This is a genomic window from Bauldia sp. (assembly GCF_965232525.1).
Taxonomy (GTDB): domain Bacteria; phylum Pseudomonadota; class Alphaproteobacteria; order Rhizobiales; family Kaistiaceae; genus Bauldia.
The window spans coordinates 4050269-4070009 of record NZ_OZ246980.1; the positions used below are offsets into that span (position 1 = coordinate 4050269).

The 19741-nt window shown below is 59.7% G+C and carries 20 protein-coding genes and 1 tRNA gene; 8 read left to right on the top strand and 13 right to left on the bottom strand.

Annotated features, from left to right (window positions below):
• Window positions 1–55: 55 nt before the first annotated feature.
• From ACO076_RS19190 to ACO076_RS19200, 3 genes are all read left to right on the top strand, one after another.
• The gene (locus tag ACO076_RS19190) at window positions 56–502 is read left to right on the top strand and encodes a hypothetical protein (protein WP_421724418.1); all 447 of its coding nucleotides are present in this window, start codon (window positions 56–58) and stop codon (window positions 500–502) included.
• Window positions 499–1314 carry a siderophore-interacting protein gene (locus tag ACO076_RS19195; protein WP_421724419.1) on the top strand — a complete coding sequence of 272 codons (816 nt, stop codon included), beginning with the start codon at window positions 499–501 and terminating at the stop codon, window positions 1312–1314. Before ACO076_RS19190 ends, ACO076_RS19195 begins: the two co-directional genes overlap by 4 nt.
• 140 nt (window positions 1315–1454) lie before the next feature.
• Window positions 1455–1531, top strand: a tRNA-Pro gene (locus tag ACO076_RS19200).
• A 305-nt stretch (window positions 1532–1836) separates the two neighbouring features.
• Here the strand turns inward: ACO076_RS19200 and ACO076_RS19205 are convergent.
• Genes ACO076_RS19205 through ACO076_RS19225 form a run of 5 tightly spaced genes read right to left on the bottom strand, consistent with a single transcriptional unit; the run spans window position 1837 to window position 6688 of the window.
• Entirely contained in the window at window positions 1837–2412 is a 576-nt protein-coding gene (locus tag ACO076_RS19205) for a TIGR00730 family Rossman fold protein (protein WP_421724420.1), read from the bottom strand.
• A 47-nt stretch (window positions 2413–2459) separates the two neighbouring features.
• A complete protein-coding gene (locus ACO076_RS19210) occupies window positions 2460–3374 on the bottom strand; it encodes an amidohydrolase family protein (protein WP_421724421.1) in 915 nt (304 codons plus the stop codon).
• Window positions 3375–3379: 5 nt separating this feature from the next.
• Entirely contained in the window at window positions 3380–4447 is a 1068-nt protein-coding gene (locus tag ACO076_RS19215; RefSeq protein ID WP_421726781.1) for a Gfo/Idh/MocA family protein, read from the bottom strand.
• On the bottom strand, window positions 4444–5874 hold the full coding sequence (locus tag ACO076_RS19220) for a dihydroorotase (RefSeq protein ID WP_421724422.1): 1431 nt from the start codon (window positions 5872–5874) through the stop codon (window positions 4444–4446). Before ACO076_RS19220 ends, ACO076_RS19215 begins: the two co-directional genes overlap by 4 nt.
• A gap of 37 nt (window positions 5875–5911) precedes the next feature.
• Window positions 5912–6688, bottom strand: a complete 777-nt coding sequence (locus ACO076_RS19225) for an SDR family NAD(P)-dependent oxidoreductase (protein WP_421724423.1) — start codon at window positions 6686–6688, stop codon at window positions 5912–5914.
• A 68-nt stretch (window positions 6689–6756) separates the two neighbouring features.
• Here ACO076_RS19225 and ACO076_RS19230 point away from each other — a divergent pair, with 68 nt between their 5' ends.
• Window positions 6757–7521 carry a GntR family transcriptional regulator gene (locus tag ACO076_RS19230; protein WP_421724424.1) on the top strand — a complete coding sequence of 255 codons (765 nt, stop codon included), beginning with the start codon at window positions 6757–6759 and terminating at the stop codon, window positions 7519–7521.
• An 8-nt stretch (window positions 7522–7529) separates the two neighbouring features.
• Here ACO076_RS19230 and ACO076_RS19235 read toward each other — a convergent pair whose 3' ends face one another.
• From ACO076_RS19235 to ACO076_RS19260, 6 genes are all read right to left on the bottom strand, one after another.
• A complete protein-coding gene (locus ACO076_RS19235) occupies window positions 7530–8324 on the bottom strand; it encodes an SDR family NAD(P)-dependent oxidoreductase (RefSeq protein ID WP_421724425.1) in 795 nt (264 codons plus the stop codon).
• On the bottom strand, window positions 8321–9130 hold the full coding sequence (locus tag ACO076_RS19240) for an ABC transporter permease (protein WP_421724426.1): 810 nt from the start codon (window positions 9128–9130) through the stop codon (window positions 8321–8323). Before ACO076_RS19240 ends, ACO076_RS19235 begins: the two co-directional genes overlap by 4 nt.
• A 1-nt stretch (window position 9131) precedes the next feature.
• On the bottom strand, window positions 9132–9854 hold the full coding sequence (locus tag ACO076_RS19245; protein ID WP_421724427.1) for an ABC transporter permease: 723 nt from the start codon (window positions 9852–9854) through the stop codon (window positions 9132–9134).
• Between the two features lie 70 nt (window positions 9855–9924).
• A complete protein-coding gene (locus tag ACO076_RS19250; RefSeq protein ID WP_421724428.1) occupies window positions 9925–10695 on the bottom strand; it encodes an ABC transporter ATP-binding protein in 771 nt (256 codons plus the stop codon).
• Complete coding sequence (locus ACO076_RS19255) at window positions 10692–11981, bottom strand: amidohydrolase family protein (RefSeq protein ID WP_421726782.1); 1290 nt, start codon at window positions 11979–11981, stop codon at window positions 10692–10694. The genes ACO076_RS19250 and ACO076_RS19255 overlap by 4 nt, the downstream gene beginning before the upstream one ends.
• A gap of 220 nt (window positions 11982–12201) precedes the next feature.
• Entirely contained in the window at window positions 12202–13386 is a 1185-nt protein-coding gene (locus ACO076_RS19260; protein WP_421726783.1) for an ABC transporter substrate-binding protein, read from the bottom strand.
• A gap of 197 nt (window positions 13387–13583) precedes the next feature.
• Here ACO076_RS19260 and ACO076_RS19265 point away from each other — a divergent pair, with 197 nt between their 5' ends.
• The gene (locus tag ACO076_RS19265; RefSeq protein WP_421724429.1) at window positions 13584–14261 is read left to right on the top strand and encodes a hypothetical protein; all 678 of its coding nucleotides are present in this window, start codon (window positions 13584–13586) and stop codon (window positions 14259–14261) included.
• Window positions 14262–14265: 4 nt separating this feature from the next.
• Window positions 14266–15264, top strand: a complete 999-nt coding sequence (locus ACO076_RS19270; protein WP_421724430.1) for an isopenicillin N synthase family dioxygenase — start codon at window positions 14266–14268, stop codon at window positions 15262–15264.
• 479 nt (window positions 15265–15743) lie between these two features.
• Here the strand turns inward: ACO076_RS19270 and ACO076_RS19275 are convergent, their stop codons facing one another.
• On the bottom strand, window positions 15744–16226 hold the full coding sequence (locus ACO076_RS19275) for a hypothetical protein (protein ID WP_421724431.1): 483 nt from the start codon (window positions 16224–16226) through the stop codon (window positions 15744–15746).
• Between the two features lie 316 nt (window positions 16227–16542).
• Between ACO076_RS19275 and ACO076_RS19280 the strand changes: the two genes are divergently transcribed.
• Window positions 16543–17658 carry a hypothetical protein gene (locus ACO076_RS19280; RefSeq protein WP_421724432.1) on the top strand — a complete coding sequence of 372 codons (1116 nt, stop codon included), beginning with the start codon at window positions 16543–16545 and terminating at the stop codon, window positions 17656–17658.
• Between the two features lie 104 nt (window positions 17659–17762).
• Window positions 17763–18893, top strand: coding sequence for a hypothetical protein (locus tag ACO076_RS19285; protein WP_421724433.1), 1131 nt, complete (start codon window positions 17763–17765; stop codon window positions 18891–18893).
• 110 nt (window positions 18894–19003) lie between these two features.
• Here the strand turns inward: ACO076_RS19285 and ACO076_RS19290 are convergent, their stop codons facing one another.
• A complete protein-coding gene (locus ACO076_RS19290; RefSeq protein ID WP_421724434.1) occupies window positions 19004–19363 on the bottom strand; it encodes a hypothetical protein in 360 nt (119 codons plus the stop codon).
• Window positions 19364–19741 lie beyond the last annotated feature (378 nt).

Consider the following 19741-nt stretch of genomic DNA (forward strand, 5'->3'; position numbering starts at 1 on the left):
AGAAGCCGAAGAGGCGGCCAGCCGCGCTCACGGGTTCTCCACAGGAGAGGCGAACATGAGCGATCGCTCGACCAGCCCAGCACGTCGATTTGCCGTTCTGGCCACCGGCGCCATTCTCGCCGCGTCCACGCTGCTCCCGGCGAATGCGGAGCCCATCTTCGAGCTCTCCCTTCAGGAGACCGGAAAGCGCGATTACTATTGTACTGCGACCTTCGCGCTGACGGCTCAGAGATCCGAGCCCTTCCAGGAGGTCAACGGTTTCTTCCATGCCTTTGTTGACGATGACCAGGTGGGCCGCACCCGAGCCGCATCCTTTCGTTTCGATGAGGGCCAGATGTCATCGACGGCGGTGTTCGAGTCGCCCGACCTGCCATGCGAGGCGATCAATGGATACGCGTTCGTCGTCGGCGCCTGCCTGCGCGACAGGCGCTTCATCGACCTGACCGAGTGCGCTGCCGAGATTGCGCCCGTCCCGCCGGTGAATGACGTGACGGCACGATGAACCAGACGACCGCGAGTGCGCCGTCGCGCGCCAAGCCGCCACGCCGGGTGCCTCGACTGCTCACGGTCAAGGATGCGCGGCACATCACGCCCAACATGATTCGCGTCACGTTCGCCGGTCCCGAACTAGCGGGGATTGCCCCCGGGTGCGACGGCGCCCACTGCAAGATCCTGCTGCCGGCCAACGGCCAGTCGAAGGACGCGTTTGCGGCACAGCTCAAGGACGGCAAGCGACCGACGACCCGCACCTACACGGTCCGACACTTCCGCGAAACCGGCCCGGAGATGGATGTCGACTTCGTCGCGCATGGCGAAGAAGGGCCGGCCTCCGCCTGGGCACTCCATGCCAGGCCCGGCAGCTTTTGCGGGTTCGCCGGGCCGGGCAGCATCAAGCTGACCAGCTTCTATGCGGACTGGTATCTGCTCGCCGCGGATATGTCGGCGTTGCCGGTCGCCGCGGCGACGTTGGAGGCGATGCCGCGCGACGCCGAGGGTATTGCGGTTATCGAAGTTCAAAGCGAAGCCGACCGCCAGGATATCGCTGCCCCCAAGGGCATCGATATCCGGTGGCTGATCCAACCGGACCCGCATGTCCCCTCGGAGGCGCAGGAACGGCTCATCCGGTCACTCGACTGGCCGGCCGGCGTCGTCCAGACGTGCATCGCCGGGGAAAGCGGCGTGATCCGATCGCTGCGTGCCTTCCTCCACAACGAGAGGCGTTTGCCGAAAGAGGACACGTACATCTCCGGCTATTGGAAGATCGGCCTGGTCGAAGACGAGCGCCAGAAGATCAAACGGGCCGAGGCCGGCTAGCCACGTACGGTCAGAGCAACGGGCATCTCGGGCGCTGAGGTTATATGCCGCGACCGATCGCGGGCGAGGCACGACATCGGAACGAAGCCGCCACATTTCCTGTTGTGAGCACCGCGTCTGGGATATACAAGGCCAGCGGCCGGAGTGTAGCGCAGCCTGGTAGCGCACCTCGTTCGGGACGAGGGGGTCGCAGGTTCAAATCCTGCCACTCCGACCAAAAATTCCCTGCGTAAATACAATTGGGATGTGGGCTCTCACCAAACCCTTGCTGTATCCAGTAGGATTGGCCATGGCTGCGTTCTGGCGCGAGATCTTGGCGTTCTTTCGAGCGGGAGACTCCACCTTCCAATAGACCGGGCGGCCCTTGGTGCGCAAAGAGTTCGAATAGTAGGCATTAACCGGCCGGCCGGGACCTTTCTACAAGAGGGCCAACCGAACGGGTCATCACTCGTCCCGCCGCAAAGTCGGCTTAACAGCGACGACACCAACGCTGACGAAGGCCGGACGAAACGCGGCGTTGTTCTACATCCATTTCGGTACATCGACCCGCTCGAAGCGTTTCAGCCCTTCCACCAGCACAGCCGGATTGGAATCGACGACGATGGACTGGCGGTGCGCGGCCGGAAGAAAGCCGTTTTCGATCATGTGGTCGATGAAGGCCATGAACGGCTGATAGTAGCCGTCGATGTCCAGAAGTCCGGCGGGTTTTTCGAACTCACCGAGCTGGTTGAGGGTCCAGACCTCCATGAATTCTTCAAGGGTCCCGATCCCGCCTGGTAGCGCAATGAAAGCGTCGGCCAGTTCGGTCATTCGGTGTTTTCGCTCCTTCATGGTCGGAAGGACCTCATGGCCGCTTAGGCCGTCATGAAGGTGGCCCTTGCCGGCGAGTCGCTGAGTAATGACACCGTGAACCTGCCCGCCTTCCGTCAGAGCCGCGTCGGCAAGGGCGCCCATCAACCCCTTATGCGTCCCTCCATAGACCAGACGAATGCCCGAGCGGCCCAGCAACGATCCCAGGTCGCGTGCGCCGTCAAGAAACGCGCTGCCTTTGCCGGTATTGGACCCGCAATAGACGGCGATCGACTGTATCTCTCTCATGGTTCGCTCCGTTCCCTTAGCTGTATTTCGGTCGATCTCAATCCGGTTCACGGGTGCAATCGGGTTTGCTTGGACTCATGGTCCGCCAGTCCATAGAAGGAAGTGGCCGTACCATGGAAGAATGCGCTTTGATCGGAGGCCGCCCAATCTTCGGTAACGTCGAGCATGGCGTCGATCGCAACCGGTCCGGGACACGCCAGATCGTGGACAGGATAATCGGTTCCAAAACACAGCCGTTGAACGCCGAACAGATCAACCAGCGGACAAACGACTGTGCTCAGGCTTTCCACGGTCCAGTTCGGATCGTGCACCTGAAGCGCGGAAACCTTGACGATAGTGTTGGGACGGTCGGCAAGACGCGCCATCCCGACTCGCCATTGCTTCCTTCCGTCCGGGGTCCGGTCGCGGGGATGCCCGGCATGCTCGATGGCGACGGACAGTTCAGGAATATCGAGCAAGAGCGCTGCAGCTGCTTCCAGCTGCGTCGGATCGAGCATCAGATCAAAGACCAGGTCACGTTGGGCGAGTGCAGCTAGTCCATCCCGAAACGCCGGTCTGGTGAGAAGGTCTGGCGAGCGCGCGAAGCTCGGTTTGCGGGGGCCGGCAGAAATGATGTCGCGAATACCCCGAAAGGCCGGTGAGACGTCGCGATAACGGTCGAGCACAGTCCCGATCCTCGGTGAATCGAGCGGTGCATGGGCAATGACGGCCGTGGCGATCCTTCCGCCGGTCGATTGTCGCCAGGTCTCTGCCTCTTGCAGTTCCCGGAGCGGATATCCGGCCAGTGCTTCGACGAGAACGGTGGCCCGGATATCGAATTCGGAGAACGTGGCGGTATAGTCCGGCGGCAACACGTCGCGTACGATCTCCTCGCGACCCTCTCCCAGCCATGGATGACTTCCAGGCGTCAAACGCCACAGATGATGGTGAGAGTCGACGATTGGGCCGGAGTACCGCGCCATCTTGGCTAACAATAGGGTGTGACCGGACGCCCGGCAGCCAGAGACTCTTCCGCTGCCTGGACCAGTGCGACAGCGCGTTTGGCATCGGCGATGCCGACAATTGGTTCGAGCCCTTCCGTGATGCATCTGACGAAGTGCTCCACCTCGACCCGCAGCGCGCCTTCGACTTTGCCGTGAACGACCGGCTGGTGGCGGATGCCGGCTGCGCGGAAGCCGCTGGCTTGATCGAAGGCGACGAGCTGCTGGTTTCTGATCGACATGTCGTTAGACAGAAAGCCGCGGTCGCCGAACACGTCGAGGCGATTGTTTCCGGCCGGTCCCCAGCCTTTCGGAGACGAGAAATCCGCATAGGCCAAAGGGAGGTTCCACGCGCTTTCGACCGATCCTATGGCGCCGTCGGCAAACCGGATAACGGTCACGACGTGATCGTCGAGCCCGTATTGTTCATGAAGTTCGCCTCGGCCAGCTGCGGCATAGACATCGGCTATCGAGCCGCCATGCAGCCAGCGCAGAAGATCGAAGTCGTGCACGGCCAGTATGCGCAACGTCGATGAGTATCCGGCAAAGCGCGGAAGCTCGCCGGACGCGAACTGGCGCCGTGCGAGGATCGAAACGAGCCGACCGCAGACTCCTTCGTCAAGGGCTGACTTTAGCTGCGCGGTCCCAGTCTCGAAGCGCTCGATATGCCCGGACATCAATGGAACCGGCGTCCGCCGCAGGATGTCTTCAATTGCTTCGATCTCGCCGATTGTCGCCGCGACCGGCTTTTCGACGAGGCAGGCGACATGGTTGCCGGCAGCGAGAGCGATATTGTCTACATGGGCGCTTTCCGGCGAGGCGATAATAACGCCATCAAGACCCGTCTCAGCGAAGAACCGCTCGGGATCATCGAAAGCCGGAACGTCAAACCGTGCCGCAAAAGCGTCTGCGATTTCGGATCGAAGATCGCAGATGCCGGCGAAGTCTACGCCGGTGTGTTCGGCCAAAATACGCCCATGCCACGATCCGATCGCGCCGCATCCAAGCAAGCCGATCCGCGGTGCGGCGGTACCCAAATGGCGGGGCGAACTCACCAAGGCTGCTGTCTGTGCTGGAGGCTCGCTTTGATCGTGGTGGCGGTGTTGCGCGGAAGGGGAGCCGGCATGCTCGGGCTCACCATTCGTCCGAACCCCGCTTGGCCAACCATCACGCCCTCCTTGGCGACAGTCTTGCCCCGCAGCATGGTCAGGACGGGCTTGCCGTTAACTTCCCAACCTTCGTACGGCAAAACCTTGCCGCGGGAAGCGAGGTCCTCAGACCGCAGGACTAGTGTCGCATCCGGATCGACCATCACGATATCGGCGTCGGCTCCGGGCCGGATGACACCTTTAACGCCATAAAGGCCGAAGGCTCTGGCTGCAGCGCCGCACATGAGACGTACACAGTCCGGCATTGAGAGCCGGCCCTTGCTGACGGCATCGAGCATCAGCGGGAGGGACGTCTGCACGCCCGGGAAACCGCAAGCGATTTTCCAGATGTCATCGCCATATTTTTCCGACCTGGCATGGGGCGCATGATCGGTGGAAATCATGTCGATTGACCCGTCGGAAAGCCCCTCCCAGAGTGGCGCCTGGTTAGCTTTCTGGCGGATCGGCGGGTTCATGCGGATCACTTCACCGCCGGGCTCAAGCATGCTCTCGGCATTGAGGTAAAGGTACTGGGGTAGGGTCTCGACGGTCATGTCGACGCCCCGCGCTTTGAAGAACCGGATGAACGGCAAACTCGCGGCGCAACTCTCATGAGCTATGTGGATCCGAGCGCCGGTCCACTCGGCAAAAATCGCCGACCGGTTCAGTGCCTCGACCGCAACCACATCGGTACGCGCCGCCAAATGGGCATAGGGGTCCCGGCGACCCGCCGCGATCATCTTGTTTTGTCGCCAGAACAGGATCGGAGAGTTCTCGGCGTGGATGGTGCATCGCAGGCCAAGCTCGGCGAGGATTTCAAATCCTTCCAGCACCGCGCCGTCGCTCGGGCACGGCAGGTCGCCTGTCGTATTGCCGAGAAACAGCTTGTATCCGCACACGCCAGCTTCAGCCAGCGCCGGCAACTGGTCAAGATTGTGTTCGCCCAGCAGGCCATAGATGCCGAAGTCCACATGGGAACTGGCCTCGGCGAACGCCTTCTTGATCTCGAAGTGTTCGATTGTATCGACGGGCGGATCGGTATTCGGCATTTCGAAAACCGTCGTGACGCCACCAAGCGCCGCGGCGGCACTACCGGTTCCCCAGTCTTCCTTGTGGGTCATGCCCGGTTCGCGAAAATGGACGTGAACGTCGACAACACCCGGCATCACAATCTTTCCGCGGGCGTCTATACTTTCGCGGGCAGCGGGAAGGGTTTCAGCATCCCCGACGGCGACGATCCGGCCGTCATCGATGCCGACAGACGCCGGGAACAGCCCCTCTTCAGTGGCAATTGTGCCGCCAATAATGGCGGTATCTATCGTCGCGTCGCTCATGAGTGTCCAATGCGTTGATAAGGCTGTTGGGCGAAGATCAGATCACCCAGCCGCCATCGACGACGAGGTCCTGTCCGGTGATCTGACGTGACTTCTCTGAAGCGAGAAAGACAACGGCATTGGCAACGTCCTGTGCCGTCGAGACCCGGCGCAGGGCGTAGTCTTCTGCGTGCCGTATCTTGGCTTCGTCAAGCGTGATACCGAGCTTATCGGCCATATCGGCGCACACGACCTCGAATCGGGGGCCGTCGACCATGCCCGGACTGACGGTGTTCACATTGATATTGTGGCGTCCGAGCTCCAGGGCAAAGCTCTTGGTCAGTCCGCGCATCCCCCATTTCGAGGCGCTGTAGGACACTCTGCCGGCTCGGCCACGCAGACCGAACGTGCCGCCGATGTTGATGATCTTGCCGTTTCTTCGTTGAATCATTTGCGGCGCGAATGCCCGCATGAGCAGGAACGCGCCACTAACGTTCAGCGCGATAATCTCATCGAACTCATCCGGCGTGGTCTCGATACCCGACTTGCCGATCGGTCCACGGCCTCCAGCGACATTCACAAGAATGTCTACGGGCCCCAGTTTCGTAGCCTCATCGCGTAGGCGCTCAACAGCTGCTGGATCGACAATGTCACAGGAAACCGTTAAAGCCCGGCGGCCGATCGCTGCCACTTCCCGCTCGATTGGCGCAATCGCCTCCAGATCTCGTCCGGCGAGAACAACATTGACGCCCTCGCGCGCCAGAGCCAACGTGATTGCCCCACCCATCCCCTTAGCCGGCCCGGTCACCACAGCAATTTTGCCGCTCAATTCCATGGGGACGCCTCCTTCGCCGCCGGGTTTATTGCCCAAAATTTCCAGATTGTCGATAATCTGAATTGGGTATGGTGATGGCGATCGCACAGGCGAAAATGAACCAAAAGGAAATGCTGGGAATGTCGTTTCAATCCTCCGAAAGAGGTCTCAACCAAGACAGCGTCGCCAGCGCCATTGTTACGGAGCGATTGCGCCACGACATCATCATGGGTGTGTTCCAGCCGGCCCAACGGCTGCGACTGGCTGAGCTGAAGGCCCGTTACGACATCGGCTCCAGTCCGATCCGTGAAGCGTTGTCCTGCCTTGCCGCACAGCAAATGGTGGTTCAGGAACCGAATAGGGGCTTCGCCGTACCCGATATCAGCACCATCGAACTCGATGACATCACCAACCTGCGTGGACAGCTGGAAAGCTCGGCCGTGGCTCAGTCGGTCAGGCATGGCGATGAAACGTGGGAAGAAAGACTTATTCTTTCGCGGCGGCGCCTGAAACGTTTGGGCCCGGCCGAGGATGTCATCTCCGAGACCTCTTCGGCGGAAAGCGTGCAGCAGTGGGAGAAGCATCATCGCGAGTTTCATCGGGCCCTGATCGGGGCGTGTCCGTCGGAATGGACGCGGCGGTTTTGTGACACCCTGAACGATCAGTTTGACCGGTACAGACGGCTTTCCCCGCCGGCGCGCGACGTTCAGGCAGGCCTCGACAAGCAGCATGACGCTTTGCTTGAGGTTGCGCTTGATCGAGATGCGAAAACCTGCAAAACGCTGATGGCCGATCATATTCGCATTACCGGGGTCGCCGTTATGACCGGACTCAAGAGCAAACTGGGCGCGTGAGACCGGGTTCATACGATCGTCCCCCCATCCACGAGAATATCCTGACCGGTAATGTTGGCAGCTGCGTCCGACAGCAGAAACTGAACCGCATTGGCGACATCTTCATCCTGGCTCATTTTCCCCAAAGCGGTACCGGCGGCGAAACGCGCATATACGGTCTGATAGTCGACCCCTTGGCGTTCGGCTTCTTCGCCCAATTGGCGCTTCAATCGGGGCCCCTCGACGCCGCCCGGCGAGACCATGTTGATCCGCACACCGCGTGGTCCGGCCTCCAGTGCCGCCGATTTCGTGAAACCCCTGAGAGCCCATTTGGTCGCTCCATAGGCACTGGCGTCCCGAACCCCCTTGAAGCCGAAGGTTCCGCCTAGATTGACCACCGCGCCGGCGCCGGCTGCCATCATGTATGGCAGAAACGCCTTCATGGTCAGAAAGGTGCCGAAGACATTGACGTCGAATACACTCTGGACCTCGTCATAAGTGTGTTCCCACAGCTTCTTGCCGGATGGACCGGTGGCTCCCGCGATGTTCACCAGCCCCCAGCGATGTGGTTCGAATGCCTTCATGGCCTGGTCAATCGCGTTTGTGACGGAAGCCGGGTCGGTGACATCGCACGGCAGGACTTCGGCGCGGACACCAAATTCTTCAACATCTTCGGCAACCGATTCGAGCGCCGCTACGTCACGGGCGGCCAGGACGACCTGAGCACCGGCCTCAGCAAGCCGGAGGGTCACCGCGCGCCCCATCCCTTTGGCGCCGCCGGTTATGAATATGGCCTGCCTATCCAATCGAAACGGATCGCTCACGTCACGAAGCTCCTTTCAATTCTGACGGTCGAAGCAAAGAGGACGAAAGCGAGGGCCATGGTCAGCACCACACCGGCCCACATCAACGGCAAATTGCGAAAGGATCCGGCCTCTAGAATGAGCGTCCCGATACCGGGTGCGCCGCTCAGCCATTCAGCAAGCATGGCCGACAACAGGGCGCTGGTTGCGGCCGTTCTCATACCTGTGAAGATGAAGGGCAATGCATGCGGTACCCGGGCCTTGAAGAACGTCTGGAGCCAGGTTGCCCCGCAAACATGCATTAGTTCCAGCGTAGCCGGGCTGGCCGAACGAAGGCCCTTCGAGGCGTTGACCAGGATCGGGAAGAACGAGACGACGATCACGACTGCGACTGACGTCGCCTGACCCCGGCCAAAGATCATGATAAGGAGGGGGGCAATAGCCAGGACCGGCGCGGTCCGGATGGCGATGATCAGCGGCATGAAGGCTTTCGCCAGGTCGTCGGAAAAAGCGAAGAGCGAGGCCAGCAGGACAGCCCCCAGAAACGAAATCAGAAGTCCCAGCACGGTACTCTGCAGCGTGTAGGCCAGGGCCGCGCCGAGTTTCGGCCAATCATCGAAAAGCGCCGCGAGCACGCTGGCAGGGGTGGGGATCACGAATGGCTTCAAGTCGAACAGGCTGATCGAGCCCTGCCATATCACCACAATCACCATCAACGTGACGCAGACATAGAACCCAGACCGAAACAAAGCCCGGAAGCGGGCCTCGGCCTCCTGACCGCGCGTCGGCATCAGGGAGGCATCGGGGTGGTCGATCTTCGTCGCCATGTCAGGGCTGCCTTCCGCGCGCTTCCCCGGCGCCGCTCCAGGGGGCGAAGCGGTGTTCGGCGAGCGCGACCAGCCCGTAGCTGGCGGCGGTCAGGGCGCACACGGTCAGAATTGAGAGCCAAACCAGTGGGACGTTGAAGGAGAATAGAGCATAGGTGATCAAGGTGCCGAGGCCTCGATCGGTCCCCATCCATTCGGCGATCAATGCGCCAAGCAGAGCAAGCGGCGCTGCCACCTTGAGCGCCGAAAAGATGTACGGCAATGCACTTGGCAGTGAGAGTCGGGTCAATGTCTGCCAGCGGCTTGCGGCAAGGACGTGGAACAGCTCAAGCATATTGCGATCCGCCGACCGAAAGCCCTGGATCATCCCCACGAGCAGGGGAAAAAACGCGGCAATGCCTGCGACGACCACGTGGAGTGTCATGCCGTTGCCGAGCCAAATCATGAAGATCGGCGCAACCGCGATGAGCGGCGTGCTGTCGACGAGTATCCCGAATGTCAGGACCGGCTTACCGGAACGTTTCCAGGTGACCGCGACTCCGCCAAGTGCCGCCGCGATCATGGCCGCACAAACATACCCGGTGAATGCGGACAGCACCGTCGATGCGGTGTGATAAAGCAGGTCGTCCCATTGGTCGGTGAGGGCTTCCCACACGTCCACTGGGTTGGGTATCGTGATGGGCAGCAATCCGGCCTGCTTGGTCAGGTACCAGACGAACAGCACTACAGTGATCGCTGCGACCGGCAGGAGGACCGAGCGGCCGGTTTTCGACAGCACACCTGTGGCGAGTGTCTCAACCACCGATCTGGCCGCCTTTGTCGAAGAGGGCGGCACGCACGGTATTCTCCAACGCGTTGAACTCCGGGGTGCGTTGGATAAGAAGGTCGCGCGGATAGGGCAGATCGATATCGATCGTTTCGGTCAGACGACCCGGATGCGCGGAAAGAACATGGACCTTGTTGGCCATGAAGACGGCTTCACTGATCGTGTGTGTGACGAGAACGGCCGTGGTGTTTGTTTCCCGCCAAATGCTGAGCAGTTCCAAATTCATACGTTGACGGGTGATTTCATCGAGAGCGCCGAAAGGTTCGTCCATCAGGAGGACTTTCGGATCGAGCGCCAGCGCTCGTGCGATTGCCACGCGTTGCTGCATCCCGCCGGACAACTGGCTCGGCCGCGCATCTTCGAAACCGTGCAAGCCGACCAGGTCGATCAGCGCATGGGGGCTGCGGGAACCGCTGAGTCCGGCGATTTCCCCCGGGAGGCGGACATTGTCGAGCACGCTGCGCCATGGCAGCAAGGTCGCGTGCTGGAAGACGAAACCGATCTCATGGGACTGTCTCGCCCGCCCGGGCTCGTTGTCGCCGATCAGGATGTCGCCCTGACTTGGCTTAAGGATATCGGCGATCAATCTAAGGAGAGTCGATTTCCCGCAGCCGGACGGCCCGATTAGAGCTGCAAAGCTCCCGGAGTCGAACTCAAGGCTGATGTCCTCAAGTGCCCGTACGCTCGACTTGCCCATCGAGAACGTCATGGAGACGGAATCGATCTTGATACCGGTCATCCTCGGGCTGCCCCCTTGTTTCGGGCTGGCGCTCCGGGGATATGGCATCCGCAGCGATAGTAGGACCGATAGGCATCCGCTATGCGGTCCACGGATTCGAAATCGACTGTGGACGCTGCCTTGCGCGCCTGATCGGTCAGTTCGGCTTCCGCAGACGGCAGATCGACACCGGTACAGACGCCGTTGTTAAGCACGCGTCGGCCGGCAATCCAAAGGTCCTGGACGAGCGCGCGCGTTCCCCTGGTGAGCAGGAGATCCAGTGGATCAGTTCGGCCGGGGATCGTGTCCCCGCTGACAGCATCGAGATCCACAAGGGCAATATCGGCCGGACCCCCTTCTTTCAGACTGTCCGGCTGGTCCGGACCGAGAATCGTCTTCCGGCCATCGAAAAGCACTGCCTTCAGTAGGCGATCCCGGGACAGGATCTCCTTGTAGGCAAAGCCTCTGTGAAGGTGCCAGAGAAGACGCATTTCCCGGAAGGCGTCCTCATCGTCGTCGAAAGCCATGCCATCGAGCCCCATACCGAAGGTCAGGCCCGAGGCGACGTAGTCGGCAACTGGTGCAATCCCCGATCGGAGCCGCAGGTTCGATGACGTGTTCACAGATACAGCCACGCCGCGATCAACCAGGAGGTCGCATTCATCACGGGTGAGGTAGGTTCCGTGAGCTATCGTCAATCGCGGGGACAGCAGCCCGATCTCGTCGAGGCGGTTGACCAGCCCATCGGGAAAGGAGGCGTCGGCCGATTCGCGTTGAGCTTTCGTTTCGAGCATGTGCATGTGCACTCTGCGGCCGTGGCGCAAAGAGCGCTCGGCAACATTCTCAAGCGTGGCCGCATCGACCCATTGCGGGGCGACAGGACCGTATTGAACCGTGAACAGGTCATCCTGGAACTCGAAGAGTTCCTCTGCCACCGCCAATTGCTCTTCGAGCGAAGGCATGGTCTCGGCGCGGCGGCGCAGGATGCCGCTTTCCTTCGCGCCAAGTTCTGCAAAGAGCGGGGCCGGATCGCCATAGGCTATCGGGTTGTGGCCCAGCAGCGGAACGGCGAATGCAACGCGGACTCCGAGATCGTTGGCGGCGCGGGCAACCGCTTCGGTTTCGTCTCGCAGAACCGCAAAATTCTGACTGTTATGGCAATGATTGACGATTCCGATCCCGCCTTCTGCCATCCGACCGAAAGCGACCAGGGCGCGAAGATATGGATCGACAGGGGGCTCAAGGCCCAACTGAGTCAGCCAGACCTCGAGTGAGTCGTCCAGAGCGCCGAAGGCAAGGGTCCGCATGCCGCGCCCGTGATCATGCGCGTTGGCCAATGCCGGAAGCACAAGACGATTCTCGGCCGCCCCGGAGCGGCCTGTTTCGACGCGAGCGATACGATCGCCTGAAATGGCGAGCGTTCCCGCCGTCTTCAGTCTGCCGTCGGGATGGGAAAGGAGCCGGTCGAATGCGACCCGCTCCTCATTGGGTGCAGTCACCACAGGATTTGAAGCAAGGCAATGCCGATCAGGTCAGCGTATTGTGTGCTTCCCTGATGAGATCCTGGGTCATGACATCCGCGACCGTCAGGTCGCCTTCGGCCATCGCGCCCGCTGCGACATTGAAAGCGAGACCGGCCTCGAAGGCATCTGGCTCGATCCACAGGAGACCGTGTTCCTTCGCTGCCCCGACCGGGAGAAAGTCCTTCATCATGTTGCTTTCAACCATTTGGGCCTCGAGGTCGAGGCCGCGCTGGCCATACATGTCGACCATGAGTCTGGCCATCTCATCCGGGTTATCGAGATGCCATTGCCAGCCCTTGATCTCGGCCCGAAGCCAGCGGACGATGAGGTCCTTCCTCTCGTCAAGGGTTTCGTCGGTCGCGATGAGAACGCCGGCATAGCCGGGAACACCTAGATCGTTCATGTAGGCGATCGCAATGTCGACGCCGCGGGTCTGCAGCATGACGCCCTGATTGGTCGCCCAGCCATAGTAGCCGTCGACCTGACCGGCTGCCAGAATGCCCGGATCGGTCCCGACGGGAACGTAAGTGACATTGGCGGGATCGAAACCGTTAGCTTCCAGCAAGGCATTGACTTGCGGGCGCACGCCGTCAGGCAAAGCAATGGTCTTTCCGGGGATATCAGCCAGCGTCTTGATGGGGCTTTCAGCGAGGCTCATGATGGCCCCCGGCGCTTTCTGCATGATCGCCGCAAAAGCTTTGACGGGCATGCCGTTGATCCGGGCCCGGATCGTGCCGTCGACATCGGTATCGGAGGTCGTGGCCTGGCCGGTGGCGACTGCGACATCGGTACCGATTCCGCTCGGCCCGCCGGCCAGGAAATCAGCCTCGATACCTTCATCGGCAAAGTAGCCGTTTTCGATGGCAGCGAAGTGGCCGCCAAACTGAATCGATTTTACCCAGCCAAGCTGGTGGACCACCTTGTCGGCAGCCAGTGCCGGGGTTGCGCTGATCAGTCCGGCAGGCAGCAGAGCGGCACCGGCCGCCATACCCGATCCCTTCAGAAATGAGCGGCGGCTAACTGCCTGAGGCGCCAAAGAACCGGGAGCACGAGGGAGCTTCATCGTCATAATTCTCTGCCTTTCGCTTTCTGGCTTGGAACCGCAAGCCGATGCGGACAGATGAGCAACGCTCATGCCATCATCGCGCCAACTGTCGAAACTTCCCTTCTTCGAGCGGATTGCCCACATGGCGACGGCATCGCCCTTTCTCGACAAAGCCCAAATCGTCTAAAAAAATATCATTATCGATAATCTGCAGCCTAATCTCGCGTCAGTCCGCAGTTGGGCGCGGCCAGAACCGGCGTCTTACATGGGTGTTGGGATTGGCACATGACTTGCGGGTGAGGCGTGCCGATCAAGGGTGTTCTCGAAGGAGCGAATTGGAGATGAGTGTTGGCCTGCTGACAGGGTCGGAGCCGTTCGCCGGACTTCCCGACAATCCGGCCAGTGCATTGCTTTCGCATTTCGAGAATCGCATCTATGCAGGCATCCGCGTGCTTCCTCGCATGACGCCGGCGAACCTCTCGACCGGTCTAGACCTGCTGAAGGAGCTGATTGCAGAACACCGACCGGATTTTGTGATTTCACTTGGACTGGCCCTCGGGGAGCCGGTGCTTCGCGTCGAGACGATCGGGATCAACACATTGGACTTCGCGATTCCCGATAACGAAGGCATTCGTCCGTTGCATGGCGGGCCGATCGACGAGACTGGCCCTGCCGCCCGTAAGGCGACCTGGGAACATCGGACGATCGTTGACGCCTTGCTGGCAGCCGACCTCCCCGCTCGAGCGTCCCATTCCGCCGGAACCCATATGTGCAACGCGACGCTTTATACATCCGTCGGCGCGATGGAGGCGGCGGGGCTGTCGGGACCGTGCGGCTTCCTGCACCTTCCCTACCTGCCCGAGCAGGTCGCCCGTTTCATGAGGAGCGCGCCGCCGGAAGGCGATCGAGCGCCCAGAACCGAACGCTCCCTGGCATCTATGAGCCTTGAAAATCAGCTTCGGGGTTTGGGGATCGTTCTTGAAAAAGTTGCAGCTAGAGCGAATGGCTCGAAAGGATAAGACGATGCATACGACCGCCAACGTATATGAGAAGGCCCCGGAGATTAGTCTTGACGAAATTCCGGTAATTGACCTCCGCGCGATGCGGACGGGCTCGCTGGCGCAACGCGTAGTTCTGTCACGGAAGGTCGCTGAAGCGTGCGCTCAAGTCGGCTTCTTTTATATCGTCAATCACGGCGTGCCGGACGGTCTGATCGATGCGGCGTTTGCTCAAAGCAAGGCGTTCTTCGATCAGCGCTTTGAAGATCGTATGAAGTCCGCGGCCACGCTGAATCATTGGCGGGGTTATGTCCCCTCGAAACTGGAGGGCGAGGGTGGGGCCGTCGGCGGATCGATAGAGACCTACCGGTTCATGCTCGACCTTCCCGCCGATGATCCGGATGTGGTGATGGGCAAGCCGATGCACATGCCGAACAGGTGGGTCGACCACCTGCCGGAGTTCAACAAAACCGCCAGAGCTTACATCGCGGCGATGGATGAACTCGCAGCGGATATGAGGCGCCTCTTTGCCCTCGGGCTCGGGCTCGCCGAGGAATGGTTCGATCCGTTCTATAATCGTCCGTTGTTTCAGCAAAGCTTCCTGCATTACCGGCCGGCCAAGTCCGCAAACAAGGAAGATCTGGAAATCGGCGCGGGCGAGCATCGCGATACCGGGGCGTTCACGATCCTGATGCAGGACGAAGTCGGCGGTCTGGAAGTCGGCCATGTGGAGCACCAATGGGTCGCCGCTACACCGATCAAGGGCGCCTATGTGATCAACATCGGCGACATGATGATGCGCTGGACGAATGGGCGCTTTGTCTCGACGCCCCATCGCGTCGTCAACCGTTCGAACAGGCCGCGCTACTCGATGCCTTATTTCGCTAATCCCGATTACGACGCGATTATCGCGCCCATTCCAAGCCTGATCGAGCCGGGTACGAAGCCCGCCTACGAGCCTCTCCATTTCGGTACATTCATGGATCAGTTTTATGCTACCGGCATGACCTATCTGCGCAAATAGGGAGCGGCAACATCACGCGGGGGCCGGTCATCGCAGACACGTTGCCAGGTTCATGTTTGAGGCAAGCCTCGACTTGTCCAGCTCCGCCAGCAACCGCGCCGCCGTTCGTCATCGTCGCGCGGATGCCGTGTTATGCGAAGCGTTAAGGACGTGTCGCCCAACAATAGCGAGCGAATGTAACTCCCAAGAGGTTGCCGACCGGCCTCAGCTTACAGGCGGCTGCGTTCCTCCTGCGCGAACCGGATGGAGAATGGTGAAGCAGCGCTTGCGAGATCACGACACGGAATAAACCGCGCATTCATCGCGGCCGAGGGTGGCGCGTCTACCCGCCGACACGGCCCCACCGGGCAACGACATATTTCGGCAGGCGCGACAGTCGCCGGTTCTAGAGCTACGTGGCAGGCCGAGCCCGCGGCTGCACAAGCCGAGCCTCCCTCAAGTCCTCCGAAGGCGGCGGACAGAGGTTGGCTGGCGGGTCATTAGGATCCGCAGTCGAGCTCAAGCCTGATGATGCGATTGCCGTCGCTATCGCTGGAATAGTAAGCCGTCCCTTCGGCACCTGCGAATTCCCCGGTGCCGCCGATCACGTGATAGTCAAAAGACTGAAGGTCCTTGGGAATCTCTGGTTTGAGAGGATCTGGAAGCTGATAAATGAAATTGTGATGCAGTGTGCCATTTTCATAGACATGGTTGGCATCGCCGATGAGCGTGTGCACACCGTTGCTGGTGTCAGCCACCTTGGTGGCCCAATAGCTCTTACCGACGACCGTGCCGTCCGCAGCCGTGAGATCATGCGAGCCTACCCTTTGGTCTCCAACGCTAACACCTTCGGGTGCGACGTCGACGACCTCCGCTAGACGGTTGGCGGTAATCACTTCATATGTTCCGCAATGGGGGGCGACAGATGCGTCCTGAGCCATCGCTCCTGTGCCCGTTAGCACCGCCGTGATCGCAAGCGTCAATGATCTTGGCATCTTTCAGGATCTCCCCTACTCGACCCGTTCCGGTCCGATGAACCCGCTCTGTCGCGTCTGAAGGCGCATCGTTACGCGCCTCTTGCAATGTAACACCAGAGAGGAGTTCGTCGAAGCGTATTCGCGCGCATATAGGAACGATGTCATAGGACCATTGTCCGCTCCACTGCGGTGACCGATGCCTGCTTTTTGGTCACTGCCGCTTCGCGCAAATAGTGTATGCATCCGCCGGGCGATTAGGGGGGCGTTGCTGCTGAAGGCACGCCTTTCCCCATAGGCAATATTGACTTGAAGGATTGAGGTCATGCCCAAGCAAACCAGCGATATTTTCGTGCCCAGCGACTTCGCCATCGAATTTTCGAAGTCCGGGCAGAAATGGAAGATTGACAAGGGCGTCGATGTCGGCGCGAACGGTCCGACGATCTTCAGCGCATTCACCGACAGCACGCTCGTCAACAGGGGCTACATCTATTCATACGGCGCTGAAAGTGTTTTTTTCACCAAGAACAATGCGACACTCATCAACAAGGAAACTGGTCTCATCAGCGGTGGCTTGTTTGGCGTGCAGTTCGATCCAGTGTTAGTTACCGACGTCGAAGGGTCCGTCGTCAATCACGGCAAGTTATTTGGGGGTGCCGCCGGCATATTCAACGACGGGGTGGGAGATTTTACTGTAGAGAACTATGGCGAGGTCTACGGCGATGGCAACGGTGTTTATTCTACAGCGACCAAGATAGGCTCAACCGCCGGCCCGGTCATCAAGAACTATAGTTCTATCAAGTCCGATGCGTTCGGTGTCTATGCCAACAGCGGGTCCAGCCTGCGGACGAAGGTCGTCAATAAAAAGGATGGTGTGATCGAAGGTGGAAAGATTGAAGACGGCCACGCTGCCGTCTTCAATGCATTCGGCGATATGAAGCTCATCAATAAGGGTAAGATCAAGGGGGACGTCTCGGGCACAACCGGCGACGAGAACACCATCACCAACACCGGCAAGATCAAGGGCGATGTCGGTCTCGGTACGGGCGACGACGAACTAGACAACCGCGACGGTACCATCACCGGTTACATCTGGGGGGGCGCGGGCAAAGACAGACTCATCGCCGGCGACAAAAAGGAAAAGTTCGTCTTCACCGATCAGACAGATTTCGATCGGGTGAAGAATTTCGAGTCCGGCAAGGACAAGTTCTTCCTCGATCAGGCAACTTTCCCCGGCTTGCCCGTCGGGCCGCTGGCCAAGTCCGCCTTTCGCAGGGGCACCGAAGCCGAAGACGACGACGACCGCATCGTCTACGACAAGGACAGCGGCAAGTTGTACCTCGACGACGGTATCGACGGCGACGCCCCGATCCAGTTCGCCAAGGTCGATCCCGGCCAGAAGCTGAAATACACCGACTTCACGGTCGAGGTGTTCGCCTAGCCAAGAGACGTTCCACCCCGCAGCCCGATCGGGCTTCGCGGCGCTGTCCGCTCAGCACGTGCCTTGCCCCATAGGCCATTGGACAAGACGCAAAGGAATAGATCATGCCCAAGCAAACCAGCGACATATTCGTGCCCTTCGGTCAGGCGATCGCGTTTTCCAAGTCCGGTCAGAAATGGAAGATCGACAAGGGCGTCGATGTCGGCGCGAACGACCCGACGATCCTCAGCCAATTCACCGACAGCACGCTCGTCAACAAGGGGTACGTTTACTCCTACTCCAACTTGGCTGTAGTTTTCACTAAGAACAATGCGACGCTCATCAACAAGGAAACAGGCCTTATCAATGGCGGTGTGCACGGGGTGTTTTTCACTCCAGAATTTCCTACCGGCGTCGAAGGGTCAGTCGATAATTACGGCAAGATATTTGGCGCTCAGGCGGGCATATCCAGTACCGGAATGGGTGATTTCGCTGTAGAAAACCACGGCGAGATATACGGCTATGAATACGGCGTTTACTGCACCGCATCGAACGTCGGCTCAACCTCAGGCCCGGTCATCAAGAACTTCGATTCCATCAAGTCCGATGAGGTTGGTGTCTATGTTACTGCTTTCGATCCAAACCTACGATCGAAAGTCGTCAACAAAAAGGATGGGGTGATCGAGGGTGGAAAGATCGCAGACGGCTACGCTGCGGTCCGCAACGATATCGGCGATATGACCCTGATCAACAAGGGCAAGATCAAGGGGGATGTTTGGACCCCAAGTCGCGAAGAGAACACCGTCACCAACACCGGCAAGATCAAGGGCGATGTTCGTCTTGGTGTCGGTGACGACGAGCTGGACAACCGCGACGGCAAGGTCACCGGCTCCATCTTCGGCCTGGACGGCAAGGACAAGTTCATCGCCGGGGATGCCAACGACAAGTTCGTGTTTATCGGTCCGATCAACGGGACGACTAACATCGATCGGGTGAAGAACTTCGAATCCGGCAAGGACAAGTTCTTCCTCGATCAGGCAGCGTTCCTCGGCTTGCCCGTCGGGCCGCTGGAAAAGTCCGCCTTTCGCAAGGGCACCGAGGCCGAAGACGGCGACGACCGGATCATCTACGATCAGGACAGCGGCAAGCTGTATCTCGACGACGGTATCGACGGCAACGCCCCGATCCAGTTCGCCAAGGTCGACCCCGGCCAGAAGCTGAAATACTCCGACTTCGCCGTAGACGCTTTCATTTAGCCGCGAGGCGCCTGAGCCGATGGTGGGGGGATGAACGGCAGCGGTTCAAGCGGAGATAACTGACCCCGGGAGCATGCCTTGCGGCAGAGGCCGACCCGGGGCGCAGGTCGTTAGGGGCAATTGGAAATAGTAACGGTCACCTCAACATCCCCCTGCTTTCCAGGGCGTGATCCACCGTAGCACGAACAAGAATACTGGCCATTATTCGTCTGACTCCAAGACGGCGGATCGCAACCCTCTGTTAATTGGTTTCGCACGACCTTCTTTTCCGGTGTGCATTGGATCCTTAGCCCTTTCGGCGTTTCATTTGCGCAGTAGATATGAATCGTCTTTTTTTCGGCGGTGCCGATCTTGAAGCCTTCGGAACAATTTTCCGCTTCACATGTCCATGACACCGTGTCCGCCGCCACCAAGGAAGGCGTCAGAAACATCAGCAATGCAAAGAGTGGAGAGATTACTGTTTTGATCATATGTGCCCCCTGTGATCGACGGGTAACCCGATCAAGGCCCCAGATGAGGCGCCCACCGAGGACCATGCACCGTGGATGGACGGCGATGATATCAACAGGAGAAATTCGGCTGCAATAGAATGCTTATCAAGAGAATGCTTATTGAGGAATGACAGCTAGTTCTCGACCCGCTTCCCGCACTCAAACGCCATCCCCGGCATGGCCGGGCCAGGCAGAATACGCCCCTGGCTCTCGGTTCCCGGCGGCTTTAGATCAAGTCTCGGTGTAGCTTGGCGGACAGGAGCGGTTATTGCGTCGTAGCTTTTGTGTTTTCTAACTGCAGCCCGCGGTTATATGCACGTCTCTTGTCTTAAACATATCCGAATTTGTGCAGTGATA